This window comes from Pseudomonas sp. S10E 269 (genome assembly GCF_002798465.1).
GTDB classification, from domain to species: Bacteria; Pseudomonadota; Gammaproteobacteria; order Pseudomonadales; family Pseudomonadaceae; genus Aquipseudomonas; species Aquipseudomonas pergaminensis.
In genome coordinates this window covers 539,474-563,665 of the sequence record NZ_PHIJ01000001.1, presented here as the reverse complement: position 1 = coordinate 563,665, position 24,192 = coordinate 539,474, and the positions used below count along the sequence as shown (strand labels likewise).

Annotated in this window: 20 protein-coding genes; 11 read left to right on the top strand and 9 right to left on the bottom strand. The window is 61.7% G+C overall.

Annotation, left to right across the window (positions count from 1 at the left end):
• Nucleotides 1–18 precede the first annotated feature (18 nt).
• Nucleotides 19–939: a LysR family transcriptional regulator gene (locus CWC48_RS02695; protein WP_100491289.1), complete on the bottom strand. Its 921-nt coding sequence runs from the start codon at nt 937–939 to the stop codon at nt 19–21.
• 175 nt (nt 940–1,114) lie between these two features.
• Here CWC48_RS02695 and CWC48_RS02690 point away from each other — a divergent pair, with 175 nt between their 5' ends.
• The 3 genes from CWC48_RS02690 to CWC48_RS02680 are packed head-to-tail and all read left to right on the top strand — an operon-like array spanning nt 1,115 to nt 3,467.
• Entirely contained in the window at nt 1,115–1,855 is a 741-nt protein-coding gene (locus CWC48_RS02690; RefSeq protein WP_099494390.1) for a 5-oxoprolinase subunit PxpA, read from the top strand.
• Nucleotides 1,852–2,556: a 5-oxoprolinase subunit PxpB gene (gene pxpB, locus CWC48_RS02685; protein ID WP_099494391.1), complete on the top strand. Its 705-nt coding sequence runs from the start codon at nt 1,852–1,854 to the stop codon at nt 2,554–2,556. The genes CWC48_RS02690 and pxpB overlap by 4 nt, the downstream gene beginning before the upstream one ends.
• Nucleotides 2,553–3,467 (top strand): biotin-dependent carboxyltransferase family protein, encoded by a 915-nt coding sequence (locus CWC48_RS02680; protein WP_100491288.1) that lies wholly within the window; start codon nt 2,553–2,555, stop codon nt 3,465–3,467. Before pxpB ends, CWC48_RS02680 begins: the two co-directional genes overlap by 4 nt.
• A 136-nt stretch (nt 3,468–3,603) precedes the next feature.
• On the opposite strand, the gene CWC48_RS02675 is transcribed toward CWC48_RS02680, so the two are convergent.
• The 3 genes from CWC48_RS02675 to CWC48_RS02665 form a co-directional block, all read right to left on the bottom strand.
• Nucleotides 3,604–4,782, bottom strand: a complete 1,179-nt coding sequence (locus CWC48_RS02675; protein ID WP_078047413.1) for a VWA domain-containing protein — start codon at nt 4,780–4,782, stop codon at nt 3,604–3,606.
• The gene (locus CWC48_RS02670; RefSeq protein ID WP_003189627.1) at nt 4,782–5,627 is read right to left on the bottom strand and encodes a MoxR family ATPase; all 846 of its coding nucleotides are present in this window, start codon (nt 5,625–5,627) and stop codon (nt 4,782–4,784) included. Before CWC48_RS02670 ends, CWC48_RS02675 begins: the two co-directional genes overlap by 1 nt.
• A gap of 99 nt (nt 5,628–5,726) precedes the next feature.
• Nucleotides 5,727–6,803 carry a DUF748 domain-containing protein gene (locus CWC48_RS02665; protein ID WP_100491287.1) on the bottom strand — a complete coding sequence of 359 codons (1,077 nt, stop codon included), beginning with the start codon at nt 6,801–6,803 and terminating at the stop codon, nt 5,727–5,729.
• A 125-nt stretch (nt 6,804–6,928) separates the two neighbouring features.
• Between CWC48_RS02665 and cysK the strand changes: the two genes are divergently transcribed.
• Both cysK and CWC48_RS02655 read left to right on the top strand, forming a co-directional pair.
• Nucleotides 6,929–7,903 (top strand): cysteine synthase A, encoded by a 975-nt coding sequence (cysK, locus tag CWC48_RS02660; RefSeq protein ID WP_071488996.1) that lies wholly within the window; start codon nt 6,929–6,931, stop codon nt 7,901–7,903.
• 176 nt (nt 7,904–8,079) lie between these two features.
• Nucleotides 8,080–9,018, top strand: coding sequence for an aspartyl/asparaginyl beta-hydroxylase domain-containing protein (locus tag CWC48_RS02655; RefSeq protein ID WP_033902591.1), 939 nt, complete (start codon nt 8,080–8,082; stop codon nt 9,016–9,018).
• A gap of 126 nt (nt 9,019–9,144) precedes the next feature.
• On the opposite strand, the gene acnA is transcribed toward CWC48_RS02655, so the two are convergent.
• Nucleotides 9,145–11,886 (bottom strand): aconitate hydratase AcnA, encoded by a 2,742-nt coding sequence (gene acnA / locus CWC48_RS02650; protein WP_078047416.1) that lies wholly within the window; start codon nt 11,884–11,886, stop codon nt 9,145–9,147.
• 191 nt (nt 11,887–12,077) lie between these two features.
• Between acnA and rlmM the strand changes: the two genes are divergently transcribed.
• Together rlmM and tusA are read left to right on the top strand one after the other, a co-directional pair.
• A complete protein-coding gene (gene rlmM, locus CWC48_RS02645; RefSeq protein WP_078047417.1) occupies nt 12,078–13,154 on the top strand; it encodes a 23S rRNA (cytidine(2498)-2'-O)-methyltransferase RlmM in 1,077 nt (358 codons plus the stop codon).
• A gap of 27 nt (nt 13,155–13,181) precedes the next feature.
• Nucleotides 13,182–13,433, top strand: coding sequence for a sulfurtransferase TusA (tusA, locus tag CWC48_RS02640; protein WP_071483636.1), 252 nt, complete (start codon nt 13,182–13,184; stop codon nt 13,431–13,433).
• On the opposite strand, the gene CWC48_RS02635 is transcribed toward tusA, so the two are convergent.
• On the bottom strand, nt 13,430–14,824 hold the full coding sequence (locus tag CWC48_RS02635; RefSeq protein ID WP_100491286.1) for an MATE family efflux transporter: 1,395 nt from the start codon (nt 14,822–14,824) through the stop codon (nt 13,430–13,432). The genes tusA and CWC48_RS02635 overlap by 4 nt on opposite strands.
• A gap of 140 nt (nt 14,825–14,964) precedes the next feature.
• Here CWC48_RS02635 and pdxB point away from each other — a divergent pair, with 140 nt between their 5' ends.
• Nucleotides 14,965–16,107: a 4-phosphoerythronate dehydrogenase PdxB gene (pdxB, locus tag CWC48_RS02630; RefSeq protein ID WP_099494396.1), complete on the top strand. Its 1,143-nt coding sequence runs from the start codon at nt 14,965–14,967 to the stop codon at nt 16,105–16,107.
• 161 nt (nt 16,108–16,268) lie between these two features.
• On the opposite strand, the gene CWC48_RS30315 is transcribed toward pdxB, so the two are convergent.
• The gene (locus CWC48_RS30315; RefSeq protein ID WP_014717504.1) at nt 16,269–16,442 is read right to left on the bottom strand and encodes a PA1571 family protein; all 174 of its coding nucleotides are present in this window, start codon (nt 16,440–16,442) and stop codon (nt 16,269–16,271) included.
• 258 nt (nt 16,443–16,700) lie between these two features.
• On the opposite strand from CWC48_RS30315, the gene CWC48_RS02625 reads away from it, so the two are divergent.
• On the top strand, nt 16,701–18,485 hold the full coding sequence (locus CWC48_RS02625) for an ABC transporter transmembrane domain-containing protein (RefSeq protein ID WP_177409468.1): 1,785 nt from the start codon (nt 16,701–16,703) through the stop codon (nt 18,483–18,485).
• Between the two features lie 94 nt (nt 18,486–18,579).
• On the opposite strand, the gene CWC48_RS02620 is transcribed toward CWC48_RS02625, so the two are convergent.
• A complete protein-coding gene (locus CWC48_RS02620) occupies nt 18,580–20,508 on the bottom strand; it encodes a transglycosylase SLT domain-containing protein (RefSeq protein WP_099494397.1) in 1,929 nt (642 codons plus the stop codon).
• A 213-nt stretch (nt 20,509–20,721) separates the two neighbouring features.
• On the opposite strand from CWC48_RS02620, the gene CWC48_RS02615 reads away from it, so the two are divergent.
• On the top strand, nt 20,722–22,644 hold the full coding sequence (locus CWC48_RS02615; RefSeq protein WP_100491285.1) for an ATP-binding cassette domain-containing protein: 1,923 nt from the start codon (nt 20,722–20,724) through the stop codon (nt 22,642–22,644).
• A 159-nt stretch (nt 22,645–22,803) separates the two neighbouring features.
• Here the strand turns inward: CWC48_RS02615 and CWC48_RS02610 are convergent, their stop codons facing one another.
• Nucleotides 22,804–23,244: a universal stress protein gene (locus CWC48_RS02610; protein ID WP_078047424.1), complete on the bottom strand. Its 441-nt coding sequence runs from the start codon at nt 23,242–23,244 to the stop codon at nt 22,804–22,806.
• A gap of 105 nt (nt 23,245–23,349) precedes the next feature.
• On the opposite strand from CWC48_RS02610, the gene CWC48_RS02605 reads away from it, so the two are divergent.
• Nucleotides 23,350–23,787: a hypothetical protein gene (locus CWC48_RS02605; RefSeq protein WP_100491284.1), complete on the top strand. Its 438-nt coding sequence runs from the start codon at nt 23,350–23,352 to the stop codon at nt 23,785–23,787.
• The last annotated feature ends 405 nt before the right edge of the window (nt 23,788–24,192 follow it).

Genomic DNA, 24,192 nt, shown 5'->3' with positions numbered 1-24,192 from the left:
AAGCCAGCTCCCACAGTTTTAACCGGGTTTCGTCAGTAACATTCTGTCTTCACCGACCTCCCCGGCATAGCGGGCAACGACTTTCTGACACAACCCCACAATCTCCTCCACCAACTCCACCCCCACGCGCCACGACACCACCACCTGCAAGTTCGGCAGTTTCTGCGCCATCGGCAGCATCACCAGTTCGCCGCGCGCCAGTTCTTCGCTGACCAGCACCGGCGGCAGCGCGCCAATGCCAAAGCCATCGCGCAGCAGGCGGGTAATCGCCGACACCGAGTTCACACAGTTCATGCGGGGCGCGGCCACGCCGTTGGCCTGCATCAGGCGGATAACGTCCTGGTGCGGGTGGGAGTTTTTCGAGTAGGTGATGATGCGCTCCTGGGCCAGTTCGGCCAGGGAGGCGTAGTCACGGTTGTAGATCGATTGGCTGGCAACGATCCAGGCCATGGGGTGGCTGGCCAGCTCCAGGCTGCGCACGGTTTCGAGGCGCAGCAGGTCGGTTTGCAGGATCAGGTCGAGAAAGCCTTTTTGCAGCTGATCGCTGAGGTTCAACGCGGTATCGGCGACCAACTCGATTTCCACCAGGGGGAAGTGGTCCATCAGTTCGGCGACCAAGGGGCTGAGCCAGGTGTGGATCACCGTGTCCATGGCGCCGATCCGAATGCGCCCGACCTTGCTGCTGGTGGTCTCCAGGGACTGCTTCAAGCCCTGCATGGTCACCATCATCTGCTCGGCATAGTCGAGCACCTTCAAGCCTTCCGGGGTCAGGCTCACACCACGGGAGTCGCGCAGAAACAGCTTCACCCCCAGCTCGCTTTCCAGCACCGCGATGCGACTGGAGATCGACGCCTGGGTGGTGAACAACTTCTCGGCGGTCAGGCGGAAACTCTTGAGCTTGGCCACCCAGACGAAGGTTTCGAGGAACTTCAAATTCATGGGATCAACTTTTTCTTATGCATGGATCGGTTTTTATTAGTTGGACGCCGCACCGGGCCCGCGCCAAAAATCGAGCCATTCCACGATAAGCGCCGTTGGGGTGCCAGGACAAGTTGCGAGTTCTGTGTAAAAAATCCCACACTACAAAAAATAAAGCCTACAGGAGCAACAGCCCGTGAGCCGTCTTTTACTCAATTGCGACATTGGCGAAAGCTTTGGCAACTGGACCATGGGTCTGGACGCCGAGGTCATGCCGTTCATTGATTGCGCCAACGTGGCCTGTGGCTTTCATGCCGGCGACCCCAGCATCATGCGCAAGACCGTCAGCCTGGCGCTCAAGCACGGCGTGCAAGTCGGCGCGCACCCGGCGTACCAGGACCTGCAAGGCTTTGGCCGTCGCTCCATGGCCTACACCCCTCAAGAAATCCAAGACCTGCTGCACTACCAGATTGGTGCCCTCGACGGCATCTGCCGCGCCCAGGGCGGGCGTGTCAGCTACGTGAAGCCCCACGGTGCGATGTACAACGACATGATGGCCAACCCCGCGCAGTTGCGTGCGGTGATCCAGGCCGTGGCGGCCTACGGCGAACTGCCGTTGATGCTGCTCGCCACCCGCGACAACAGCGCGGCCCAGGCCCTGGGCGACGAATACGGTGTCACGCTGTGGTTCGAAGCCTTCGCCGACCGTGCCTACGACCACAAGGGGCACCTGGTCTCCCGCCAGTTACCCGGCGCCGTGCACCACGATTGCGACACCATCGTGCAGCAAGCCCTGACCATTTCGCGCCGCGAAGCGCTGATCGCCAGCGACGGCAGCCCGCTGGTGCTGCAGGCCAACACGCTATGCGTGCACGGCGACAACGCCAGTTCGGTCGCCGCCGTGCAGCGCATCCGCGAGGCATTGAAGCCAGTATGAAGGCACGGATTGAAGTGGTCGCCATCGACTGCCTGATGGTGCGTCTGTTTGATGCAATCGCCGAAACCAATATGCCGTGGATGCTGGCCGCTACCCAGCGCCTGCGCAGTGGTTTTGGTGCCGCATTGGTGGACCTGGTGCCGTCCTACACCACCTTGATGGTGCATTACGACCTCACCGCAGTGAGCCCGGCCCAGGCACGGGAATGGATCGACCAGGCCCTCATCGACCTGCAGCCCCAAGCCCAGGGCAGCGGCCAGTGCCATGTGTTGCCGGTGTGGTATGACCTGAGTGTCGGCCCCGAGTTGAGCTTGCTCAGCCAGCGCAGTGGCCTGTCTGTCGACGACGTGATCCGGCGCCACAGCGCCCACGAATACCAGGTATTCGCCCTCGGCTTCGCCCCCGGTTTTGCCTTTATGGGCCTGGTGGATGAAAGCCTCGCCACCCCGCGCCTCAACACCCCACGCAAACGCGTGGCAGCTGGTAGCGTCGGCATCGCCGAACGCCAAACCGCCGCCTACCCGGTGGTGTCGCCCGGCGGCTGGAACCTGATCGGTCGCACGCCGGCCAAACTCTTCGACCGCGAGCGCGACGGCTACAGCCTGATGCAACCGGGCGACACCGTGCGCTTCGCGCCGGTCGGTCACGCTGAATTCATCAAACTGGGTGGCGATGACACGCCGTTGGAGGCGCAGGCATGAGCCGCTTGATCATCGAGGCCAGCACGCCGCTGTGCCTGTTGCAGGACGCCGGTCGCTTTGGCGTGCGCCACCTGGGCGTGACCCAGGGCGGGGCGCTGGATTGGGTGTCGATGTCCTGGGCCAACTGGCTGCTGGGCAATGCACTGGACGCGCCGGTGGTGGAAATCACCCTGGGCGGTTTCACCGTGCAAGCCGAGGCGTATTGCCTGCTGGCCCTGGCCGGTGCGGACCTGGGTGCCTACATCGACGAGCGCGCCATCAGCCCCGGCCGCAGTTTCATCCTGCAAAAGGGCCAGCGCTTGCGTTTCACCCAGCCCTTCAGCGGTGCGCGTGCCTACCTGGCAGCACCGGGCGGGTTTGATGCGCCGGATGTACTCGGCAGTTGCGCCACGGTGGTGCGGGAAGAACTGGGCGGGGTGGACGGTTTCGGCAAGGCGTTGGCCGAGGGCGGGCGCCTGGCGTATTCCGGTGTGGGCGGTGCACTGAAAGGGCTGAACGATCCAGGCCTGCCGGCCAAGGCAGCATTGGACGTGATCGTCGGCGCGCAGATCGGCCAGTTCAGCGGCCAAAGCCTGTTCGATGCCTTCAACACCGACTGGGCCCTCGACAGCCGCGCCGACCGCATGGGCATGCGCCTGCTGGGCACGCCGTTGCAGTATCAAGGGCCGTCGCTGATTTCCGAGGGCATTCCGCTGGGGGCGATCCAGGTGCCGCCGGACGGTCAGCCGATCGTGTTGCTCAATGACCGGCAGACCATCGGTGGCTATCCGCGCCTGGGCGCGTTGACGCCGCTGTCGCTGGCACGGCTGGCGCAGTGCTTGCCGGGGGAGACGGTGCGCTTGGCGCCGGTCGTACAACAGACAGCCCACCAGCAGCACATCGACTTTCTGAAGCGGTTCACCACGACCTGAAAAACACTGAGGTCAAAATGTGGGAGGGGGCTTGCCCCCGATGGCAGTGTCTCAGTCAACACATCAGTGACTGGGCCTCTGCCATCGGGGGCAAGCCCCCTCCCACATTGGATCTCCTACAGTATTAGGGGGGCGTTTATTTGGAGAGGAAGCGCATCCCTTCTTCAAGCCCGCGCAAGGTCAGCGGATACATCTGATCCTCCACCAGTTCCCGCACGATCCCCGTCGACGCCGTATAACCCCAAGTGTCCTTCGGATACGGGTTAATCCAGATCAGCTTCTTGTACTTGGCCATGAAGCGCTGCATCCAAACATAGCCCGGCTCTTCATTCCAGTGCTCGACGCTGCCGCCGGCCTGGGTGATCTCATAGGGCGCCATCGATGCATCGCCGATAAAGATCACTTTGTAATCCGCGCCGTACTTGTGCAGCAGGTCCTGGGTAGAGGTGCGCTCCGAGGTGCGGCGCTGGTTGTTCTTCCACACCGACTCGTACACGAAGTTGTGGAAGTAGAAGTACTCCAAGTGCTTGAACTCGGTCTTGCACGCGGAGAACAGCTCTTCGCAGATCTTCACGTGGGCGTCCATCGAGCCGCCGATATCGAACAGCAACAGCAGCTTGATGGTGTTGCGCCGCTCCGGTCGCATCTGGATATTCAATAAGCCGGCATCGCGGGCGGTGTGGTCGATGGTGCCGTCGATATCCAACTCTTCCGCCGCGCCCTGGCGCGCAAACTTGCGCAGGCGCCGCAGGGCCACCTTGATATTGCGCGTGCCCAGTTCCACCTGGTCGTCGAGGTTCTTGTACTCGCGCTGGTCCCATACCTTCACGGCCTTGCCCTGACGCTTGCCGGCGTCGCCGACGCGAATGCCTTCGGGGTTGTAGCCGCCGGAGCCAAATGGGCTGGTGCCGCCGGTGCCGATCCACTTGTTGCCGCCGGCGTGGCGTTCCTTTTGTTCCTCCAGGCGCTTCTTGAATTCCTCGATCAGCTTGTCGAGTCCGCCGAGGGACTGGATCTGCGCGCGCTCCTCATCGGTCAGCGAGCGCTCGAACTCCTTGCGCAGCCACTCTTCGGGGATCAGCGCCTGCAGGTGGTCGTCGAGTTTTTCCAGGCCGTTGAAATAGGCGCCGAAAGCTCGGTCGAACTTGTCGTAATGCCGCTCGTCCTTCACCAGGATCGCCCGGGACAAGTAGTAGAACTCGTCCATGTCGGCGAAGGTCACGCGCTGTTTCAACGCGTTGATCAGGTCGAGCAGCTCACGCACCGACACCGGCACCTTGGCTGCACGCATTTCATTGAACAGGTTGAGCAACATCAGCGATTACCGCGACGGCTCATGAACGCCAGACGCTCCAGCAATTGCACGTCTTGCTCGTTCTTGACCAGGGCGCCGGCCAGCGGCGGGATAGCCTTGGTCGGGTCGCGCTCGCGCAGCACGGCTTCGCCGATGTTGTCGGCCATCAGCAACTTGAGCCAATCGACCAGCTCGGAGGTGGACGGTTTTTTCTTGAGGCCCGGTACTTTGCGTACATCGAAGAACACGTCCAGCGCTTCGCTGACCAGGTCTTTCTTGATGTCCGGGTAGTGCACATCCACGATCTTTTGCAGGGTGGTGCGGTCGGGGAAGGCGATGTAATGGAAGAAGCAGCGGCGCAGGAACGCGTCCGGCAGTTCTTTTTCGTTGTTGGAGGTAATGATGATGATCGGGCGTTTCTTCGCCTTGATGGTCTCGTCGATTTCGTAGACGTAGAACTCCATCTTGTCGAGTTCTTGCAGCAGGTCGTTGGGGAACTCGATGTCGGCCTTGTCGATTTCGTCGATCAGCAGGATCACCCGCTCTTCGGACTCGAAGGCTTCCCAGAGCTTGCCCTTCTTCAGGTAATTGCGCACGTCGTGCACCTTGTCCACGCCCAGTTGCGAGTCGCGCAGGCGGCTGACCGCGTCGTACTCGTACAGGCCCTGGTGGGCCTTGGTGGTGGACTTGATGTGCCAGGTGATCAGCCGGGCGCCGAAGGATTCGGCCAGTTGCTCGGCGAGCATCGTCTTGCCGGTGCCCGGTTCGCCCTTGACCAGCAGCGGACGCTCCAGGGTGATGGCAGCGTTGACGGCCAGTTTGAGGTCATCGGTGGCAACATAGGCCTGGGTGCCTTCGAACTTCATCGGTGTTTCCTCGCATTCATCAATGCCGGGACTATACCGCGCAGCCCCGGCGACTGTGAACGCAGGCGGGTTATTCAGTCTCTGAATGACCGGTCACGTTCAATCCGCCGAGGGCTTGGGCTGTTCATACCGTGCGTTGAACGCCTGGATGAACCCGTTACGCAAAATCGACAAAAACGCCGAAAACGCGCTGACATTTTGCTGGTGCACGCTGCCACTGAGTTCCACGCGCGTGGCGAACTGGTTCTTGCTCTGGTTTTTCAGCACGGTCTCACTGGCGCCCACCACGGCCTCCCAGATCGAACGGAAGATGTTCTTGTCTTTGTTTTCCACGTCCTGCTGCCAATCAAACACCTCGACATCGCGCAGCAGCGGTTTGATGTAGCCGGTCAATTGGCCTTTCTCGGCCTGGGCTTCGATCACCACGTCGCCGGTGCCGGCCTTGAAGTCGAACTTGCCATAGGCCGAGGCGAAGTCATTCATGCGCTTGAGCTGCAAGTCCCTGGCGCGGAAACGGAATTCAAAGTTTTCGAAATTGCTCAACGGGTCGAAGGTAGCGGTGGCTTCCAGCGGCGCCTGGCCCTGGAGCAAGGCCTTGCCGTCGAAGCGCGCATCACGCTTGCCTTCGACGTCCACCACATTGGTCAGGTTGTAAAAGCTGGCGTTGACCGAAGTGGCATTGATGTTCACTGGGGGTTTGGAGTTGAAGTTACGGAAGCTGATCTTGCCGTCTTGGATCCGCACTTCATCGAGGGTGATGGGCGCCAGCTTGCTCAATTGCTCGCGCCAGTCGGTGCCCTTACCGGTCTGTGATGCCTGCTTGTTGGCGCCGCCGTCGACAAAGTTCACTTCTGGGTTGATAAACAGCACCTTGGCGACCACGGCATGGTCGTACCACAACGCGTGCCAGCTCACCGCCAGGTCGATCATTGGCGCCTTGACGAACGGTACCGGCACCTTGCCATCTACCTTGATGATCTCCAGGCCGTTGATCTTGTAGGCGCCGCGCCACAGGGCCAGGTCGACATCCGTGACGTGGCCGCGGTAGTCGCCCATGTCGGCGAGTTTGTCATTCAGGTAGTTACGCACCAGATAGGGCAGGGCGATGGCCATGGCGACCAGCACCACTACCAGCCCGGCGACAGTCCATAGTGGCCAGCTGTAGCGACGTTTCATGTGGCAGTCCTCTTTGCTCGTAGGAGATTGACTACGATCAAGTGCGCAACGTTCCTCTGACTGGACGCCTTGCGGCACGAGGCATACCCTTGGGGCCTTCCAGAAATCGAGCAATAGGACCCGTCATGAGCCGTATCTTTGCAGACAACGCGCACTCCATCGGTAATACGCCCCTGGTTCAGATCAACCGGATCGCACCGCGTGGCGTGACTATCCTGGCCAAGATCGAAGGGCGTAATCCGGGTTACTCGGTGAAGTGCCGCATTGGCGCAAACATGATCTGGGACGCCGAAAGCACCGGCAAGCTCAAGCCGGGGATGACCATTGTTGAACCGACCTCGGGCAACACCGGCATCGGCCTGGCATTTGTCGCTGCCGCCCGTGGCTACAAGCTGCTGTTGACCATGCCGGCGTCCATGAGCATCGAGCGGCGCAAAGTACTCAAGGCCCTCGGCGCCGAATTGGTGCTGACCGAGCCGGCCAAAGGCATGAAGGGCGCAATCGAAAAAGCCGGCGAAATCGTCGCCAGCGATCCGGCCACTTACTTTATGCCGGCCCAATTCGAAAACCCGGCCAACCCAGCCATCCACGAGAAAACCACCGGCCCGGAAATCTGGAACGACACCGATGGCGCCGTGGACGTACTGGTCGCGGGCGTGGGCACCGGCGGTACCATCACTGGCGTGTCGCGCTACATCAAGAACATCGCGGGCAAGCCGATCCTGTCGGTGGCCGTCGAGCCAATGGTCTCGCCGGTGATTACCCAGGCGCTGGCGGGTGAAGAGATCAAGCCCAGCCCGCACAAGATCCAGGGTATTGGCGCGGGTTTCGTCCCCAAGAACCTGGACTTGTCGATGGTCGACCGCGTGGAACTGGTGACCGACGACGAATCCAAGGCCATGGCCCTGCGCCTGATGCAGGAAGAGGGGATTCTGTGCGGTATCTCCTGCGGCGCCGCGATGGCCGTGGCGGTACGCTTGGCCGAGAAACCGGAGATGCAGGGCAAGACCATCGTGGTGATCCTGCCGGACTCGGGTGAGCGTTACCTGTCGAGCATGTTGTTCAGCGATCTGTTCACCGAGCAAGAAAACCAGGCTTGATGTATGTCTTGGGGGGAGCGGGGCAAGCCCGCTCACCCCAACAATCCTGTTCACCACAGGGGGTTGATGTGAGTCAGCGTTACTAAGCTAGGCCTTCTGCATAATGGCCCAACTGTTTATCATGGCCGGCTGCTACGTCTGCTGTTGGCCAGGCGCTTATTTCCAGGAGTTGCTGCATGACCTTTTCTTTGGCCGCCAAACTGTCGGTACTGGCGCTGTTTATCGGCAGCACGTTGTATGTGCACCTGCGCGGCAAGGCGCGTTTGCCGATGTTGCGCCAGTTCGTCAACCATTCGGCGCTGTTCGCCCCGTATAACGCCTTGATGTACCTGTTCTCGGCCGTGCCGTCCAAGCCGTACCTGGACCGCAGCAAGTTCCCGGAACTGGATGTGCTCAAGGACAACTGGGAAGTGATCCGCGAAGAGGCCATGCACCTGTTCGACGAGGGATACATCCGCGCGGCCGAAAAGAACAACGACGCCGGCTTCGGCTCGTTCTTCAAGAAGGGCTGGAAGCGTTTCTACCTCAAGTGGTACGACAAACCCCTGCCGTCGGCCGAGGCGCTGTGCCCGAAAACCGTGGCGCTGGTGAGCAGCATTCCCAACGTCAAGGGCGCGATGTTCGCGCTGTTGCCGGGCGGCAGCCACCTCAACCCGCACCGCGACCCGTTCGCCGGTTCCCTGCGTTATCACTTGGGCCTGTCCACACCGAACTCCGACGACTGTCGCATCTTTGTCGACGGCCAGGTGTACGCCTGGCGCGACGGTGAAGACGTGATGTTCGACGAGACCTACGTGCACTGGGTCAAGAACGAAACCGAGCAGACCCGCGTGATCCTGTTCTGCGACATCGAACGCCCCCTGAGCAACCGCGTGATGACCCGCGTCAACCGCTGGGTCAGCAAGCAACTGGGCCGCGCGACCGCGCCGCAGAACCTCGACGACGAGCGTGTTGGCGGGATCAACCAGGCCTATGCCTGGAGCAAGACCTTCAGCGACAAGTTCAGCGGTGTGGTCAAGCAGTGGAAGCGCAAGCATCCGAAGGCGTACCGCATTGCGCGGCCGGTGCTGGCGGTGGTGGTGCTGGTGCTGTTGTGGAAGTGGTTGTTCGGCTGATTTGAAATGCAGTCAAAACTGTGGGAGCGGGCTTGCTCGCGAATGCGGAGTGTCAGTCGATGCATTCTTGACTGATCCACCGCATTCGCGAGCAAGCCAGCTCCCACATTGGTTTTGCAGTGTTGCTTAAGAGGCGATCAACTGGCGCAGCACGTAGTGCAAGATGCCGCCCGATTTGAAGTATTCCACCTCATTGAGCGTATCGATCCGGCACAGCACCTCGACCTTCTCGCTGCTGCCATCCTCGCGGGTAATCACCAGCGTCAGGTTCATGCGTGGCACGATCTCCACGTCGGTCAGACCGAGAATGTCGATCTTCTCCTTGCCGGTGAGCTTGAGCGACTTGCGGTTCTGATCCAGCTTGAACTGCAACGGCAACACGCCCATGCCCACCAGGTTGGAGCGGTGAATCCGCTCGAAACTCTCGGCGATCACCGCCTTGACGCCCAGCAGGTTGGTGCCCTTGGCTGCCCAGTCGCGGCTGGAGCCGGTGCCATATTCCTGGCCGGCCACCACCACCAGCGGCGTGCCCGACGCCTGGTATTTCATCGACGCATCGTAGATCGGCATTTTCTCGCCAGTGGGGATGTACAGCGTATTGCCGCCTTCTTCGCCGCCGAGCATTTCATTGCGGATACGGATGTTGGCAAAGGTGCCGCGCATCATCACTTCATGGTTGCCGCGGCGTGAGCCGTAGGAGTTGAAGTCCCGTGGCTCCACGCCCTGTTCGCGCAGGTAGCGGCCGGCCGGGCTGTCGGTCTTGATATTGCCGGCAGGGGAGATGTGGTCGGTGGTGACCGAGTCGCCCAGCAGCGCCAGCACGTTGGCGCCTTTGACGTCCTTGATGACCGGTAGGGGGCCTGCAATGTCGTCGAAGAATGGCGGGTGCTGGATGTAGGTGGAGTCTTTCTGCCACACGTAGGTGGCGGCCTGTGGCACTTCAATGGCTTGCCATTGCTCGTCACCGGCAAACACTTCGGCGTATTCCTTGTGGAACATACCGGTGCTGACTTGGGCCACTGCGTCGGCGATTTCCTTGCTGCTCGGCCAGATGTCCTTGAGGTACACCGGGTTGCCGGCCTGGTCGTTACCCAGCGGCTCGCTGCTGATATCGATGCGCACGGTTCCCGCCAGGGCATAGGCCACCACCAGCGGTGGCGAGGCCAGCCAGTTGGTTTTCACCAGGGGATGCACGCGGCCTTCGAAGTTGCGGTTACCGGACAGCACCGACGCCACCGCGAGGTCAGCCTTTTGGATGGCTTTCTCGATCGGCTCGGGCAACGGCCCGGAGTTGCCGATGCAGGTGGTGCAGCCATAGCCCACCAGGTCGAAGCCCAGTTTGTCCAAGTACTGGGTCAGGCCCGCAGCCTTGTAATAGTCGGTGACCACTTTGGAGCCAGGGGCCAGCGAGGTTTTTACCCAGGGTTTGCGGGTCAGGCCCTTTTCCACGGCCTTTTTCGCCACCAGCCCGGCCGCCATCATCACGCTGGGGTTGGAGGTGTTGGTGCAAGAGGTGATTGCGGCGATCACCACCGCGCCGTTCTTCAGGCGATAGGTCTGGCCGTCGTATTCGTAGTCGGTTTCGCCCACCAGGTCGGCGTTGCCCACGGCAACCCCGCCGCCGCCTTCGCTTTCGAGGCGGCCTTCTTCCTTGTTGGTGGGTTTGAATTGCAGGTCGAGGAAGTCGCTGAACGCCTGGCCGACATTTGGCAGGGCCACACGGTCCTGTGGGCGTTTCGGCCCGGCCAGGCTGGCTTCGACGCTGCCCATGTCCAGGGCCAGGCTATCGGTGAACACCGGCTCTTGGCCGGCGATGCGCCACAGGCCCTGGGCTTTGGTGTACGCCTCGACCAGCTTCACGGTTTCTGCCGGACGGCCGGACAGGCGCAGGTAGTCCAGCGTTACCTCATCCACCGGGAAAAAGCCGCAGGTGGCGCCGTATTCCGGGGCCATGTTGGCGATGGTGGCGCGGTCGGCCAGCGGTAGGTCGGCGAGGCCGTCGCCATAGAACTCGACGAATTTACCCACGACGCCTTTTTTGCGCAGCATCTGGGTCACGGTCAGCACCAAGTCGGTGGCGGTAATGCCTTCTTTGAGTTTGCCGGTGAGCTTGAAGCCGATCACTTCCGGGATCAGCATCGACACCGGCTGGCCGAGCATCGCCGCTTCCGCTTCGATCCCGCCCACGCCCCAGCCGAGTACGCCGAGGCCGTTGATCATGGTGGTGTGGGAGTCGGTGCCGACCAAGGTGTCGGGGAAGGCGTAGGTGCGGCCGTCTTCGTCTTTGGTCCAGACTGTGCGGCCGAGGTATTCGAGGTTGACCTGGTGGCAGATACCGGTGCCCGGCGGCACCACGCTGAAGTTGTCGAATGCGCTCTGGCCCCAGCGCAGGAAGGCGTAGCGTTCGCCGTTGCGCTGCATCTCGATGTCGACGTTCTGCTCGAAGGCGCTGGTGGTCCCGAACTTGTCGACCATCACCGAGTGGTCGATCACCAGGTCCACGGGCGATAGCGGGTTGATGCGCTGCGGGTCGCCCCCGGCCTTGGCCACGGCGGCGCGCATGGCGGCCAGGTCGACCACGGCAGGCACGCCGGTAAAGTCTTGCATCAATACCCGGGCCGGGCGGTACTGGATCTCGCGGTCGGACTGGCGCTCTTTGAGCCAGGCGGCGATGGCCTTGAGGTCGGCGCCGGTGACGGTCTTGTCGTCCTCCCAGCGCAGCAGGTTTTCCAGCAGCACCTTGAGGGACATCGGCAGTCTATCCAGGTCGCCCAGGCTCTTGGCGGCTTCGGGCAAGCTGAAGTAGTGATAGGTCTTGTCGTCGATCTGCAGGGTTTTAAGGGTTCTCAGGCTATCAAGGGATGACATTACATGACTCCTTATGGTCCGCACGGCTACGGACCTGACGGGACGAACAGAGCTTTCAACTTAGCCCTGTTTTCATTAGCAGGCTAATAACTGGACTCTATCGTTAAGTCCAAGGTTCCGAACTCGGCTATCATGCGCGCGTTTTCATGACAGGACTTGCGCTGCAGCAAGCCCAGTTGCCAGGAGATTCAATGAACACCCTTTTTATGCACTGCCGCCCGGGTTTTGAAGGCGAAGTCTGTTCCGAGATCGCGGAACACGCCGCGCGCCTGAACGTTTCCGGCTACGCCAAGGCCAAGACCGGTAGCGCCTGCGCCGAATTTGTCTGCACCGAAGAAGACGGCGCCCAGCGCCTGATGCACGGCCAGCGCTTTGCCGAGCTGATCTTCCCGCGGCAGTGGGCGCGCGGGGTATTCATCGACCTGCCGGAAACCGACCGCATCAGCGTGATCCTCGCCCACCTGCGCGAATTCCCGGTGTGCGGCAGCCTGTGGCTGGAGATGGTCGACACCAACGACGGCAAGGAACTGTCGAACTTCTGCAAGAAATTCGAAGTGCACCTGCGCAAAGCCCTGCTGAACGCCGGCAAGCTGGTGGACGACCCCAGCAAGCCGCGCCTGCTGCTGACCTTCAAGAGTGGCCGCGAAGTGTTCATGGGCCTGGCCGAGTCGAACAACTCGGCGATGTGGCCGATGGGTATTCCACGTCTCAAGTTCCCCCGCGAAGCCCCCAGCCGCTCGACCCTGAAGCTGGAAGAGGCCTGGCACCACTTCATCCCCCGCGACCAGTGGGACGAGCGCCTGCATGGCGACATGACCGGCGTCGACCTCGGCGCAGCGCCGGGCGGCTGGACCTGGCAGTTGGTCAACCGTGGCATGCTGGTGACCGCCATCGACAACGGTCCGATGGCCGAAAGCCTGATGGACACTGGCCTGGTACAGCACTTGATGGCCGACGGTTTCACCTTTGTGCCCAAGCAGCCGGTGGACTGGATGGTCTGCGACATCGTCGAAAAGCCGGCGCGTAACGCCGCGCTGCTGGAAACCTGGATCGGCGAGGGGCATTGCCGCGAGGCGGTGGTGAACCTGAAGTTGCCGATGAAGCAGCGGTATGCCGAAGTGAAGCGTTTGCTGGAGCGCATCGAAGACGGCTTCAAAGCCCGTGGCATTCGGGTGGAGATCGGCTGCAAGCAGCTGTATCACGACCGAGAGGAAGTGACCTGCCACCTGCGTCGGTTGGTGGATGTGAAGAAAACCAAGGCCCGGTAGACTGGCGGCCAGTTCCAGGAGTAGATCATGAGCGATATTTTCGACACCGCCGTCGACGGCACCCTAGATGCAACAGGCTTGAATTGCCCAGAGCCCGTGATGATGCTGCACCAGCACATCCGCGACTTGCCACCAGGCGGCTTGCTCAAGGTGATCGCGACCGACCCGTCCACGCGCCGCGATATTCCCAAGTTCTGCGTGTTTCTCGACCACGAACTGGTGGATCAGCAGGAGCAGGCCGGTACGTACCTGTACTGGATCCGCAAGAAGTCCGCTTAAACCCGCGCCTTGTCGGCGCGAATGCGCCGGCGTGCACTGCGCGCCAGGCGCACCAGCAACATCCCCGCTGCACAGCTGAGGCCCACGATCAGCCCTTGCCACAAGCCGCTTGGGCCGCTGGGTTCGCCGAGCCAGTCGGTCAGGCCCAAGGCATACCCCACCGGCAGGCCCACGCCCCAGTATGCGAACAGGGTTAGCACCATGGTCACGCGGGTGTCCTGGTAGCCACGCAATGCGCCCGCCGCCGTGACCTGGATCGAGTCGCTGAACTGGAACAGCGCCGAGAACACGATCAACATCGACGCCAGGTGAATGACCACTGGGTCGGGGGTGTAGATCGCCGCAATCTGCTCGCGAAACACCAGCATCAGGCTGCAGGACAGGCAGGCATACGCCAGCGCAGTGCCCATGCCGACACCCGCCGCGAAGCGTGCTTCGCGCGGCTCGCCACGACCGAGGGCCTGGCCGACGCGCACGGTCACGGCCATGCTCAGGGAGTAGGGGATCATGAACACCAGCGAGCTGACGTTCAGCGCGATCTGATGGCCCGAAACCACGGTGGCGCCGAGGCTGCCGATCAGCAGGGCGATGACCGCGAAGATGCTCGATTCGGCAAAGATCGCGATGCCGATGGGCAGGCCAATCCCCAATACACGCTTGATCACGGCCCATTGCGGCCAGTCGAAACGCTTGAACAGTTCGCTGCTCTGGTAAGCCGGGCCCCAGCGGGTCCAGACCGCCAGGCCGAGCATCATCACCCACATCGCAATGGCCGTGGCCCAGCCGCAACCGACGCCGCCCATGGCCGGCACGCCCAGGTGGCCGTAGATGAAGATGTAGTTCAGCGGGATGTTCAGCGCCAGGCCACACAGGCCCATCACCATGCTCGGCCGCGTGCGGCCCAGGCCGTCACTGAAACAGCGCAGCACGTAATACAGCGCAATGGCCGGCATACCGGCGGCGATGCCATGCAGGTAGCCCATGGAAGGTTCGATCAGGTCCGGTTCCACCTTCATCGCCTGCAGGATCGGTTCGGCGCAGAGCAGCAACAGCGAGGCGGTGATACCGACCACCACGGCCAGCCACAAGGATTGACGCACCAGCGGGCCGATCTCGCTGAACTGCCCGGCCCCGTAACGCTGCGCGACTTTGGGCGTGGTGGCCAGCAGTGTGCCGGTCATCAGCAGGTATACCGGGATCCAGATCGAGTTGCCCAAGCCCACGGCCGCCAGGTCCTGGGGGCTGACGCGCCCGGCCATCACCGCATCGACAAAACTCATCGCGGTGGTCGCCAGCTGGCCGATCATGATCGGCAGGGCGAGCGTCAGCAGGTCGCGCACCTCCCGGCTGATGCGGGCGGGGCGGGTGAGGGTGGCGGTGGCAGTGTTCACGTACAGGTGTCCCGTAGAAGGAGGCGCAAGGACGGCGGATTCTACGCTTTGACGCATCGGTCAGGAAAAAACCAGTGTTAGCGATTTGTAAGCGAGGGCTGCGATCCCTGTACACTGCGGGTCCGCCAAAGGAGCCTGCCATGCTGATTGTTGCCGACGAAAATATTCCGCTGCTCGATGCATTTTTCCAGGGATTTGGCGAGATTCGCCGCGTGCCCGGCCGTTCCATTGACCGCGCCACGGTCGAGCAGGCTGATGTGTTGCTGGTGCGCTCGGTGACCAACGTCAACCGTGCGCTGCTGGAGGGCACGAAGGTGCGCTTCGTCGGCACTTGCACTATCGGCACCGATCACCTGGACCTCGACTACTTCCAGCAGGCCGGCATCCAGTGGTCCAGCGCCCCAGGCTGTAACGCCCGTGGCGTGGTGGACTACGTGCTGGGCAGCCTGCAGACCCTGGCCGAGATCGAAGGTGCCGACCTCAATCAGCGCACCTACGGCGTGGTCGGCGCCGGTGAAGTGGGCGGGCGGCTGGTCAAGGTGCTCAAGGGCCTGGGCTGGAATGTGCTGGTCTGCGACCCGCCACGCCAGATCGCCGAGGACGGGGATTACGTCAGCCTGGCGCAGATCATCGAGCAGTGCGACGTGATCAGCCTGCATACGCCGCTGATCAAGTCCGGCAACGGCTCCACCTGGCACCTGTTCGACCGCCAGCGCCTTGAGCAACTCAAGCACGGCACCTGGCTGATCAACGCCAGCCGTGGCCCGGTGGTCGACAACGCCGCCCTGCGCGAGGTGCTGCTGGACCGCGAAGACCTGCAAGCGGTGCTGGATGTGTGGGAAGGCGAGCCGGAAGTGGACGTCGACCTGGCTGACCTGTGCGTACTGGCCACGCCGCATATCGCCGGCTACAGCCTGGACGGCAAGCAGCGCGGCACGGCGCAGATCTATCAGGCGTTCTGCGCGCACCTGGGTCAGGAGCCAAGCCTTCAATTGAGTGATTTGCTGCCGCCACCCTGGTTGGCCGAGGTGCACCTGAATGCCTCCACCGATCCGGCCTGGGCCTTGGCGACCCTGTGCCGCAGCGTGTATGACCCGCGTCGTGACGACGCGGATTTCCGTCGCAGCCTGGTGGGCACCGTGCAAGAGCAGCGCAAGGCGTTTGACCTGCTGCGCAAGCATTACCCGGAGCGCCGTGAAATTGATGGCTTGAAGGTGCGTATCCACGGGGAATCCGCCGCGCTAGCCTCTATAGCCACAGCCCTCGGTGCCGAGGTGCACTAACTGTATGACTCCTTGTAGGAGCCGGCGTGCCGGCGATGGCGCCCGCAGGATCACCGCGCGGCTCAGGGCCGCTATCGCCGGCAAGCCGTCTCCCGCGCGGGGTGTGTTTCGGGCATAAAAAACCCGGCCACCAGGGCCGGGTTAGAAAGAGCGTAGGCGTTTCAGCCTTGCTGGGCAGGCTTGACCAGTCGCTGTTCCAGTTCGCTGCACGCTTGCTGGATCATCTCTTCGGTAATCTGCACTTCGCGGCCCTTGGCGTCGATGTACGAGCAAGGCAACTGCTGCGGCTGGCGGATCACTTCAATCTTGGCATCGCTGCTATTTTGCAAGGTCATGGCCTGTCTCCTCATCAGGTTGTGTCCCTATTCTGCTTATCACTCTAAGCCGCCCGCGTGACGAGGCTGTTACAACTCCCTGCAAGGTCACCGGTTCGAACACCCAGTCCATCAGAAACCGCTACACATTTCCAGCCTGGGGTTAGACCGATAGCCTCTAGGGATCAGCATCGGCGGGCATAATTAACCTGACTCATTGTTATTTACCCAAGTTCCCCCAATGTTGTGGTGTAGATACTTATCTCCCTTGCGCAGGTGATGCCCTCCATGTTCTCCGTCCGTCAACGCCGTGCGATCCGCCTGGCCAGCCGCTTCATTGCGCCCTACCGCTGGCACGCCCTCGGCGCCCTGTTGGCGCTCATCGTCACCGCAGGCATTACCTTGTCCATGGGGCAGGGTATTCGCCTGCTGGTGGACCAGGGCTTCATGACCCAATCACCGCACCTGCTCAATCAGTCCATCGGCCTGTTCATGGTGCTGGTGCTGGGCCTGGCAGTGGGCACCTTTGCACGGTTTTACCTGGTGTCTTGGATCGGCGAACGGGTGGTGGCGGATATTCGTCGGCAAGTGTTCAACCACCTGATCTACCTGCATCCGGGCTTCTACGAGAACAATCGCAGTTCGGAAATCCAATCGCGACTGACCACCGACACCACCTTGCTGCAATCGGTGATCGGCTCGTCGCTGTCACTGTTCCTGCGCAATGCCTTGATGGTCATCGGTGGCATCGTGCTGCTGTTTGTCACTAACCCCAAGCTCACCAGTATCGTGGTAGTGGCGCTGCCGCTGGTATTGGCGCCGATCCTCATCTTTGGCCGGCGCGTACGCAGCCTGTCGCGGCAAAGCCAGGACCGCATCGCCGATGTGGGCAGCTATGTGTCCGAGACCCTCGGGCAGATCAAGACCGTGCAGGCCTACAACCATCAAGTGCAGGACGAACAGCGCTTCGCCGTGACCGTGGAAGACGCCTTCACCACTGCGCGCAAACGCATCACCCAACGCGCCTGGCTGATTACCCTGGTTATCATGCTGGTGCTCGGCGCCGTGGGTGTGATGCTGTGGGTCGGTGGTATGGATGTGATCAACGGGCGCATTTCCGGCGGTGAGCTGGCGGCGTTTGTGTTCTATAGCCTGATCGTCGGCAGCGCGGTCGGTACCCTGAGCGAAGTGCTCGGCGAGCTGCAGCGCGCTGCCGGTGCCGCCGAGCGGATTGGCGAATTGTTGCAGTCGAGCAACGAAATCCAGGCGCCCGCCGCCGGTACCGTGCAACTGCCGGAACGGGTCAGTGGCCGCATGGCGCTGCAAGACCTGCGCTTTTCCTACCCTTCACGGCCCGACAGCTACGCCATCGACGGCCTGAACCTGACCATCAACCCCGGTGAAACCCTGGCGCTGGTGGGCCCGTCCGGCGCGGGCAAGTCGACGATTTTTGACCTGCTGCTGCGCTTCTACGACCCCCAGCATGGCCGCATCCTGCTCGAAGGCCATCCGCTGACCGAACTCGACCCCATGGACCTGCGCCGCCACTTCGCCCTGGTGTCCCAGAGCCCGGCGCTGTTTTTCGGCAGCGTCGAAGAGAACATCCGCTACGGCAATCCGACGGCCACCCTCGAACAGGTCGAAGCCGCCGCGCGCATTGCCCACGCCCATGACTTCATCCTGCAAATGCCTGACGGCTACCGGACACACCTCGGCGACGGCGGCATGGGCCTCTCCGGCGGCCAACGCCAACGCCTGGCCATCGCCCGTGCCTTGCTGGTAGACGCGCCGATCCTGCTGCTGGACGAGGCCACCAGCGCCCTCGATGCCCAGAGCGAACACCTGATCCAGCAAGCGCTGCCGCAACTGATGCAAGGGCGCACCACGCTGGTCATCGCCCATCGATTGGCCACGGTGAAGAACGCTGACCGCATCGCCGTGATGGACCAGGGCAAGTTGGTGGCGGTAGGCACGCATCAACAACTTATTGCGAGCAATCCGTTGTATGCGCGGTTGGCAGCGTTGCAGTTCAGTGATGGGGTAGAGGAAAGCGCCACACACTAACGCTCACTGCCCATAAAAAAATGCCCGCATTGAGAAATACGGGCATTTTTTATTGAGCTTGAAGCTTCAAGCTTGTGGCTTAAGGCTGCCTTTATTACTGGTCATCAAAATACCGCTCATGCCAATCCACCAGCGGCTGGGGTGAATTGAGCTTCTGCCCGTAGATCACCGAATAAGACAGCACGTTCTGCACATACTGGCGGGTTTCGTCGAACGGGATACTTTCCACCCACACATCGAAACTCAGGTGGTCTGCGCCGCGCAGCCACTGGCGCACACGGCCTGGGCCGGCGTTGTAGGCGGCGGAGGCGAGCACGCGGTTGCCGTTGAACTGGCTGTGCACCTGGCTAAGGTAAGCGGCGCCGAGCTGGATGTTTTTGTCTGGGTCCAGCACCTGGGCGGGGGAGGCCAGGGGGATGCTGAACTTGCGCGCGGTTTCCTTGGCAGTGCCGGGCATGAGTTGCATCAGGCCGCTGGCGCCGACGCCGGAGCGGGCGTCGTCCATGAAGGCGCTTTCCTGGCGGGTAATTGCAAACACCCAGCTGGAATGCAGGCCGCGTACCTTGGCTTCACGCACCAGCGTGTCGCGGTGGGCCATCGGGAAGCGGATGTCCAAGTCGTCCCAATACTGCGCCTGGCTGATGGTGCGGATCGCCGGGAAGTACCACTTCATGTCGTAGGCCAGCTTGGCCTGGGCGACCATCTCGTCGCGGTTGAAGTGACGGCTGACGTGGTACCACTCGCGGCGGCCATCCACGATCTGGCCTCGGGCGTAGAACTCCAGGGCACGGCGCACGCCGGGGGTGTTGCGCACCTTGTTGAGCAGCGCCTGGCTCATCGGCAGCGGTTTGTTCTTCAACTGGTACGGGGCCTTGGAGCGATCCGCCGCGAGGAAGCCGTAGAAGTCGCGCTCTTGCGACAGGTGCTTGTACAGGACCAGCGCTTGCGGGTTTTTCGGCTCGGCCAGTTCCAGGCTGCGGGCCTGCCAGTAGCGCCAGCGGTTGGTGGTGGCCAGGTCTTGTGGGAGTTTGCGCGTCAACTGATAGGCATCTTCCCAGCGGGCCAGGCGCAACAGCAGGCGCAGGCGCCACTCCGAGACGGTGTTGTCACGCAGTTCAGGGTCGTACTTGGTCATCACCTCGAGGGCGCGCGGGTCATAGCGCTTGGCCAGGGTGAGGCCGATTTCGCGGGCGATCGACACTTTTTCGTCACGCGAGAAGTGCATGCTGCTGGCGTAGCCGTCGAGCAGGGCCATGGCCTTGTCCGGATCCTGGCGCGCCAGGCGACGCAAGCCGAGGCCCACGGCGTCAGACATGGCCTCAGTGGCCGGCAGGAAGCGTGACGGGTCGCTGAGCATGTCGGGCTTCTGCGCCACGTCCACCATCAAGCGACCTTGGGCGCCGAGGGTGGGCAGGGTTTTCACCAGGCTGTTGGCCAGGGCGTAGTTGCGCGCTTCGGCGGCGAGCTTGGCGCGGTCCCAGATCTTCTGTTCGGTGAGTTGGCCATCTGCCGCCCACTGGCCGAAGGTGACATCGCAGGCCGCCGGTTGGGACTTGCCAGTCATCCAGAGTTTTTCGGCGGTCTTATAGCCTTCCGCCTTCAAGTTGTGGGTGAGTTGGTACTGGCCATGCAGGCAGTCCAGCTCGACGAAATTGAGCTTGGCGTCGTAGTACTTTTCAAAGGTCTGCCAGTCGCCACGCTCGGCTAGCCAGCGCAACCAGCGCAGTTTCATCCAGTTGGCCTGGGGCAGGTCGCCGTTTTTGGCGAGGAACTGCTCGATTTCCTGGTTGCTCGCGGTTTTCAGGCGGGCGGTCAGCTCGTCGTAGGCCAGGTAGGGCGTCAGCGGGTAGTCGGCGAGGGCCTGGCTGTATTGCATGTACGGGCCGGTATCGCCCTTGGCCAGCGCGCGTTTGGCTTCATCGTAATATTGACGTTGGGTGGTGAGGTCCACGGCCTGGGCGGATTGAACGGCGGTGGCAGAGAGAAGCAGACAAGATAAAAGATTAAAAAGGCGACTGCGCATGAGACGTCCGTGCAGAGAAATCACGACTAGCACCGGCACCGCCGACACTGATTGCCCCTAGCTTAGCCTTTTGCCCGCAGCCTACGAAAGCTTTGCCGGCCGGTTCGTTCAAGTTCGCTGGAAATGTCCTACAGAACGTGTCGACAGCGAAAATGCCAGCCGCATCCCACCCCTAACTCAGGTAGAATGCGCGCCCAGTTTTTGGAGAAGCGTATGACCCTGCTCAAATTCAGCGATGTGTCCCTTGCTTTCGGCGCTATGCCGTTGTTGGACAAGGTGTCCTGGCAGATCGCCCGTGGTGAGCGGGTGTGCATCATCGGCCGCAACGGCACCGGCAAATCCAGCATGATGAAGCTGGTAAAAGGCGACCAGAAGCCCGACGACGGCTCTGTATGGCGCGCCCCGGGCCTAAAGATTGGCGAATTGCCGCAAGAATTGCCGGTGGCCGACGGACGGACAGTGTTCGACGTGGTTGCCGAAGGCCTGGACGGTGTGGGTGAGCTGCTTGCGCAATACCATCACCTGGCGCAGAACTGTGTCACCGAAGAAGACCTGGACAAGCTGATGCACGTCCAGCAGGACCTCGAAGCCCGTGATGGCTGGCGCCTGCAGCAACTGGTCGACAGCACCCTGAGCCGCCTGCAACTGCCGGCCGACAAGACCCTCGCCGAGTTGTCCGGCGGTTGGCGTCGTCGCGTGCTGCTGGCCCAGGCCCTGGTGTCCGAGCCCGACCTGCTGCTGCTCGACGAACCGACCAACCACTTGGATATCGGCGCGATTGCCTGGCTGGAAGAAGCCCTCAAGGACTTCCAGGGCGCCGTGCTGTTCATCACGCACGACCGTTCCTTCCTGCAGAACCTGGCGACCCGCATCCTTGAACTTGATCGTGGCGGCCTGATCGACTGGAACGGCGACTACGCCAGCTTCCTGGTGCACAAGGAAGCCGCCCTGGCTGCCGAAGAAACCGCCAACGCGCTGTTCGACAAGAAGCTGGCCCAGGAAGAAGTCTGGATCCGCCAGGGCATCAAGGCCCGTCGCACCCGTAACGAAGGCCGCGTGCGTGCCCTGAAGGCCCTGCGTGTAGAGCGCAGCGAGCGTCGTGAGCGCACCGGCAAGGCCAATATCCAGCTGGACACCGCCGACAAGTCGGGCAAGCAGGTGATGGTGCTGGAGAACGTCAGCTTCCACCACCCGGATGGCCCGTTCCTGATCAAGGACTTCTCCATGGTCCTGCAGCGCGGCGACCGTATCGGCCTGCTGGGCGCCAACGGTACCGGCAAGACCACCTTGCTCAAGCTGATGCTCAGCGGTCTGCAACCGACCAGCGGCACCGTGGAAGAAGGCACGCGCATCGACGTGGCCTACTTCGACCAGCTGCGCCACCAGCTGGACCTGGAAAAAACCGTGATCGACAACGTCGCCGAAGGCCGCGACTTTATCGACATCGACGGCCAGAGTCGCCACGTGCTGAGCTACCTGGGCGACTTCCTGTTCAGCCCGCAACGTGCACGTACGCCGGTGAAAGCCTTGTCCGGTGGCGAGCGTGCGCGCCTGCTGCTGGCCAAGCTGTTCAGCAAGCCGGCCAACCTGCTGGTACTCGACGAACCGACCAACGACCTCGACGTGGAAACCCTCGAACTGTTGGAAGAAGTGCTGTTGACCTTCAACGGCACCGTGTTGATGGTGAGCCACGACCGGGCATTCCTCGACAACGTGGTCACCAGCACCCTGGTCTTCGAAGGTGAAGGCAAGGTGCGTGAATACGTCGGTGGTTACCAGGACTGGCTGCGCCAGGGTGGTTCGCCGCGTTTGCTGGGTGTGACCGAAAGCAAGTCCGGCAAGGCTGACTTGACCTCGGCAGTCGTGGCGCCTGTGGTTGCCGAGGCTGCACCGGTCCAGGACGCTGCACCGGCGGCCAAGAAAAAGCTCAGCTACAAGCTGCAACGGGAACTGGAAGCCTTGCCGGGTGATATCGACGCCAAGGAACAGCAGATTGCCGCGGTAGAGGCGCAAATGGCTGAGGCGAGCTTCTACCTGCGTCCCGCGGCGGAAACCGCCAAGGTCATCGCCTCCCTGGAAACATTGAACCAGGAGCTGGAAGCGTTGGTTGAGCGTTGGGCCGAGCTGGATGCCTGAGTGATTCCAGTGCATTAAAAAACCCGGTGTTCATCTGATGAACACCGGGTTTTTTATAGGAACCTATAGGAGCCGGCTTGCCCGCGATTGCCTTCTGTCAGGCCATACATCTGGTGGCTGATAGTCCGCTATCGCTGGCAAGCCAGCTCCTACAAGGGGTTATGCGTTTTTGATCAGTTTGACGGCCAGCACATCGCACGGCGCACCGTGCAGCACATCATTGGCTGTAGAACCCAGCAACAACGCCAAACCGTGACGACCATGGCTACCCACCACGATCAAGTCGCAAGCCTTTTCCTTGGCCAGATGGTGGATTTCCTGGCGCGGTTGGCCGTACGTCAGGTGGCAGTCTTCCTTTTTCAGGTGCGGGTATTTGAGAATCAAACGGTCCAGGCGCTCCTTGGCCTGGTCAAATTGTTGTTGCTGCAACTGGGAAAGGTCCATGGGCACGTCGCCACCAAAGGCCATGGCCATGGGCTCGACGATATGCACCAGCGACAGTATGGCGCCATTGGCCAATGCAGATTCCTGCGCGCGCTTGATCACCGGATCGCACTCTTCGGTCAGATCGACAGCGACCAGAATATGTTGGTAGGGCATGAGGCGTTCCTCCAAGGGACTGCAATATGTTCAGTATGGCTGCTTTCAAGCGGATGGGGTTGCGTCAGGTCAAATCCGCTCATCTAGAAATTCGGGAGTACACATATGACGGTCTGGATAGTGGTGTCAATCCTTGTGGTGGTTCTGAGCCCCCTGGCATGGCTGCGCCCGTCGCGCCACCAGAGCGGGCGCATGGCCCTGCGCATGGAGGCACGCCGCATCGGCCTGGCCATGCAATTGGCACCTCAGGAGTGGCCGCACTGGCTCAAGCCAGAGCCGCCGAGCCCCTGCGCTCAGTACTGCCGGCCACGGCGGGGCAGCACCCCGGCGATCTGGAGTTACTGGCAGTTGGAGCCGGGGGTGTGGGTCAATCAATGGCGCGAAGTGTGCGTGGATGAGAAGTTGTTGCCGCATTTTGCAACGCTGCCGGCCAACGTCTACAAGGTCGAGGCCGACAAGCAGATGATCGCCTTGTATTGGGGCGAGAAGGGTGAGGCGAGCGTGTTGAAGGCTATCGATACGCTGCTCAAGGCCTTGGCCTGACACCGACCCTGGCGGCCTGCAACAACCCCCTGTAGGAGCCCGGCTTGCCGGCGATGGCATTCTCAAGATTGGCGCAATGTTTGCGGACCCCATCGTCGGCAAGCCGGGCTCCTACAAAGGGCGTGCAAATCATGGAAAGCGGCAGGCAATAAAAAGCCCGACATCATCATCGGGCTGGAGTTGGCCAGGCAGGCCGGTAAACCTGTGGTACCCGCGTCGGATGTTCATCCAGGCGCGTTACGGTTGTCGCTAGCCTAGCGGCATATCCGCTTCTGTACAGCTTTTTCCCGCATCTTTTCTATTATTGATTTCGTGAATATTTGAATATTGATGAATCACGGGCTTAGGGCCGGGGTTCTGAAATGACTGGAAAGTCGCGTTTTTCCTAGCCTTTCGAGCGATTGA

Excerpts from the sequence above, each read along its gene's own strand:
- CWC48_RS02695 (WP_100491289.1), bottom strand. The coding sequence starts at position 939 with ATGAATTTGAAGTTCCTCGAAACCTTCGTCTGGGTGGCCAAGCTCAAG.
- pxpB (WP_099494391.1), top strand. The coding sequence starts at position 1,852 with ATGAAGGCACGGATTGAAGTGGTCGCCATCGACTGCCTGATGGTGCGT.
- CWC48_RS02680 (WP_100491288.1), top strand. The coding sequence starts at position 2,553 with ATGAGCCGCTTGATCATCGAGGCCAGCACGCCGCTGTGCCTGTTGCAG.
- CWC48_RS02675 (WP_078047413.1), bottom strand. The coding sequence starts at position 4,782 with ATGTTGCTCAACCTGTTCAATGAAATGCGTGCAGCCAAGGTGCCGGTG.
- CWC48_RS02670 (WP_003189627.1), bottom strand. The coding sequence starts at position 5,627 with ATGAAGTTCGAAGGCACCCAGGCCTATGTTGCCACCGATGACCTCAAA.
- CWC48_RS02665 (WP_100491287.1), bottom strand. The coding sequence starts at position 6,803 with ATGAAACGTCGCTACAGCTGGCCACTATGGACTGTCGCCGGGCTGGTA.
- cysK (WP_071488996.1), top strand. The coding sequence starts at position 6,929 with ATGAGCCGTATCTTTGCAGACAACGCGCACTCCATCGGTAATACGCCC.
- CWC48_RS02655 (WP_033902591.1), top strand. The coding sequence starts at position 8,080 with ATGACCTTTTCTTTGGCCGCCAAACTGTCGGTACTGGCGCTGTTTATC.
- acnA (WP_078047416.1), bottom strand. The coding sequence starts at position 11,886 with ATGTCATCCCTTGATAGCCTGAGAACCCTTAAAACCCTGCAGATCGAC.
- rlmM (WP_078047417.1), top strand. The coding sequence starts at position 12,078 with ATGAACACCCTTTTTATGCACTGCCGCCCGGGTTTTGAAGGCGAAGTC.
- tusA (WP_071483636.1), top strand. The coding sequence starts at position 13,182 with ATGAGCGATATTTTCGACACCGCCGTCGACGGCACCCTAGATGCAACA.
- pdxB (WP_099494396.1), top strand. The coding sequence starts at position 14,965 with ATGCTGATTGTTGCCGACGAAAATATTCCGCTGCTCGATGCATTTTTC.
- CWC48_RS30315 (WP_014717504.1), bottom strand. The coding sequence starts at position 16,442 with ATGACCTTGCAAAATAGCAGCGATGCCAAGATTGAAGTGATCCGCCAG.
- CWC48_RS02625 (WP_177409468.1), top strand. The coding sequence starts at position 16,701 with ATGCCCTCCATGTTCTCCGTCCGTCAACGCCGTGCGATCCGCCTGGCC.
- CWC48_RS02620 (WP_099494397.1), bottom strand. The coding sequence starts at position 20,508 with ATGCGCAGTCGCCTTTTTAATCTTTTATCTTGTCTGCTTCTCTCTGCC.
- CWC48_RS02615 (WP_100491285.1), top strand. The coding sequence starts at position 20,722 with ATGACCCTGCTCAAATTCAGCGATGTGTCCCTTGCTTTCGGCGCTATG.
- CWC48_RS02610 (WP_078047424.1), bottom strand. The coding sequence starts at position 23,244 with ATGCCCTACCAACATATTCTGGTCGCTGTCGATCTGACCGAAGAGTGC.
- CWC48_RS02605 (WP_100491284.1), top strand. The coding sequence starts at position 23,350 with ATGACGGTCTGGATAGTGGTGTCAATCCTTGTGGTGGTTCTGAGCCCC.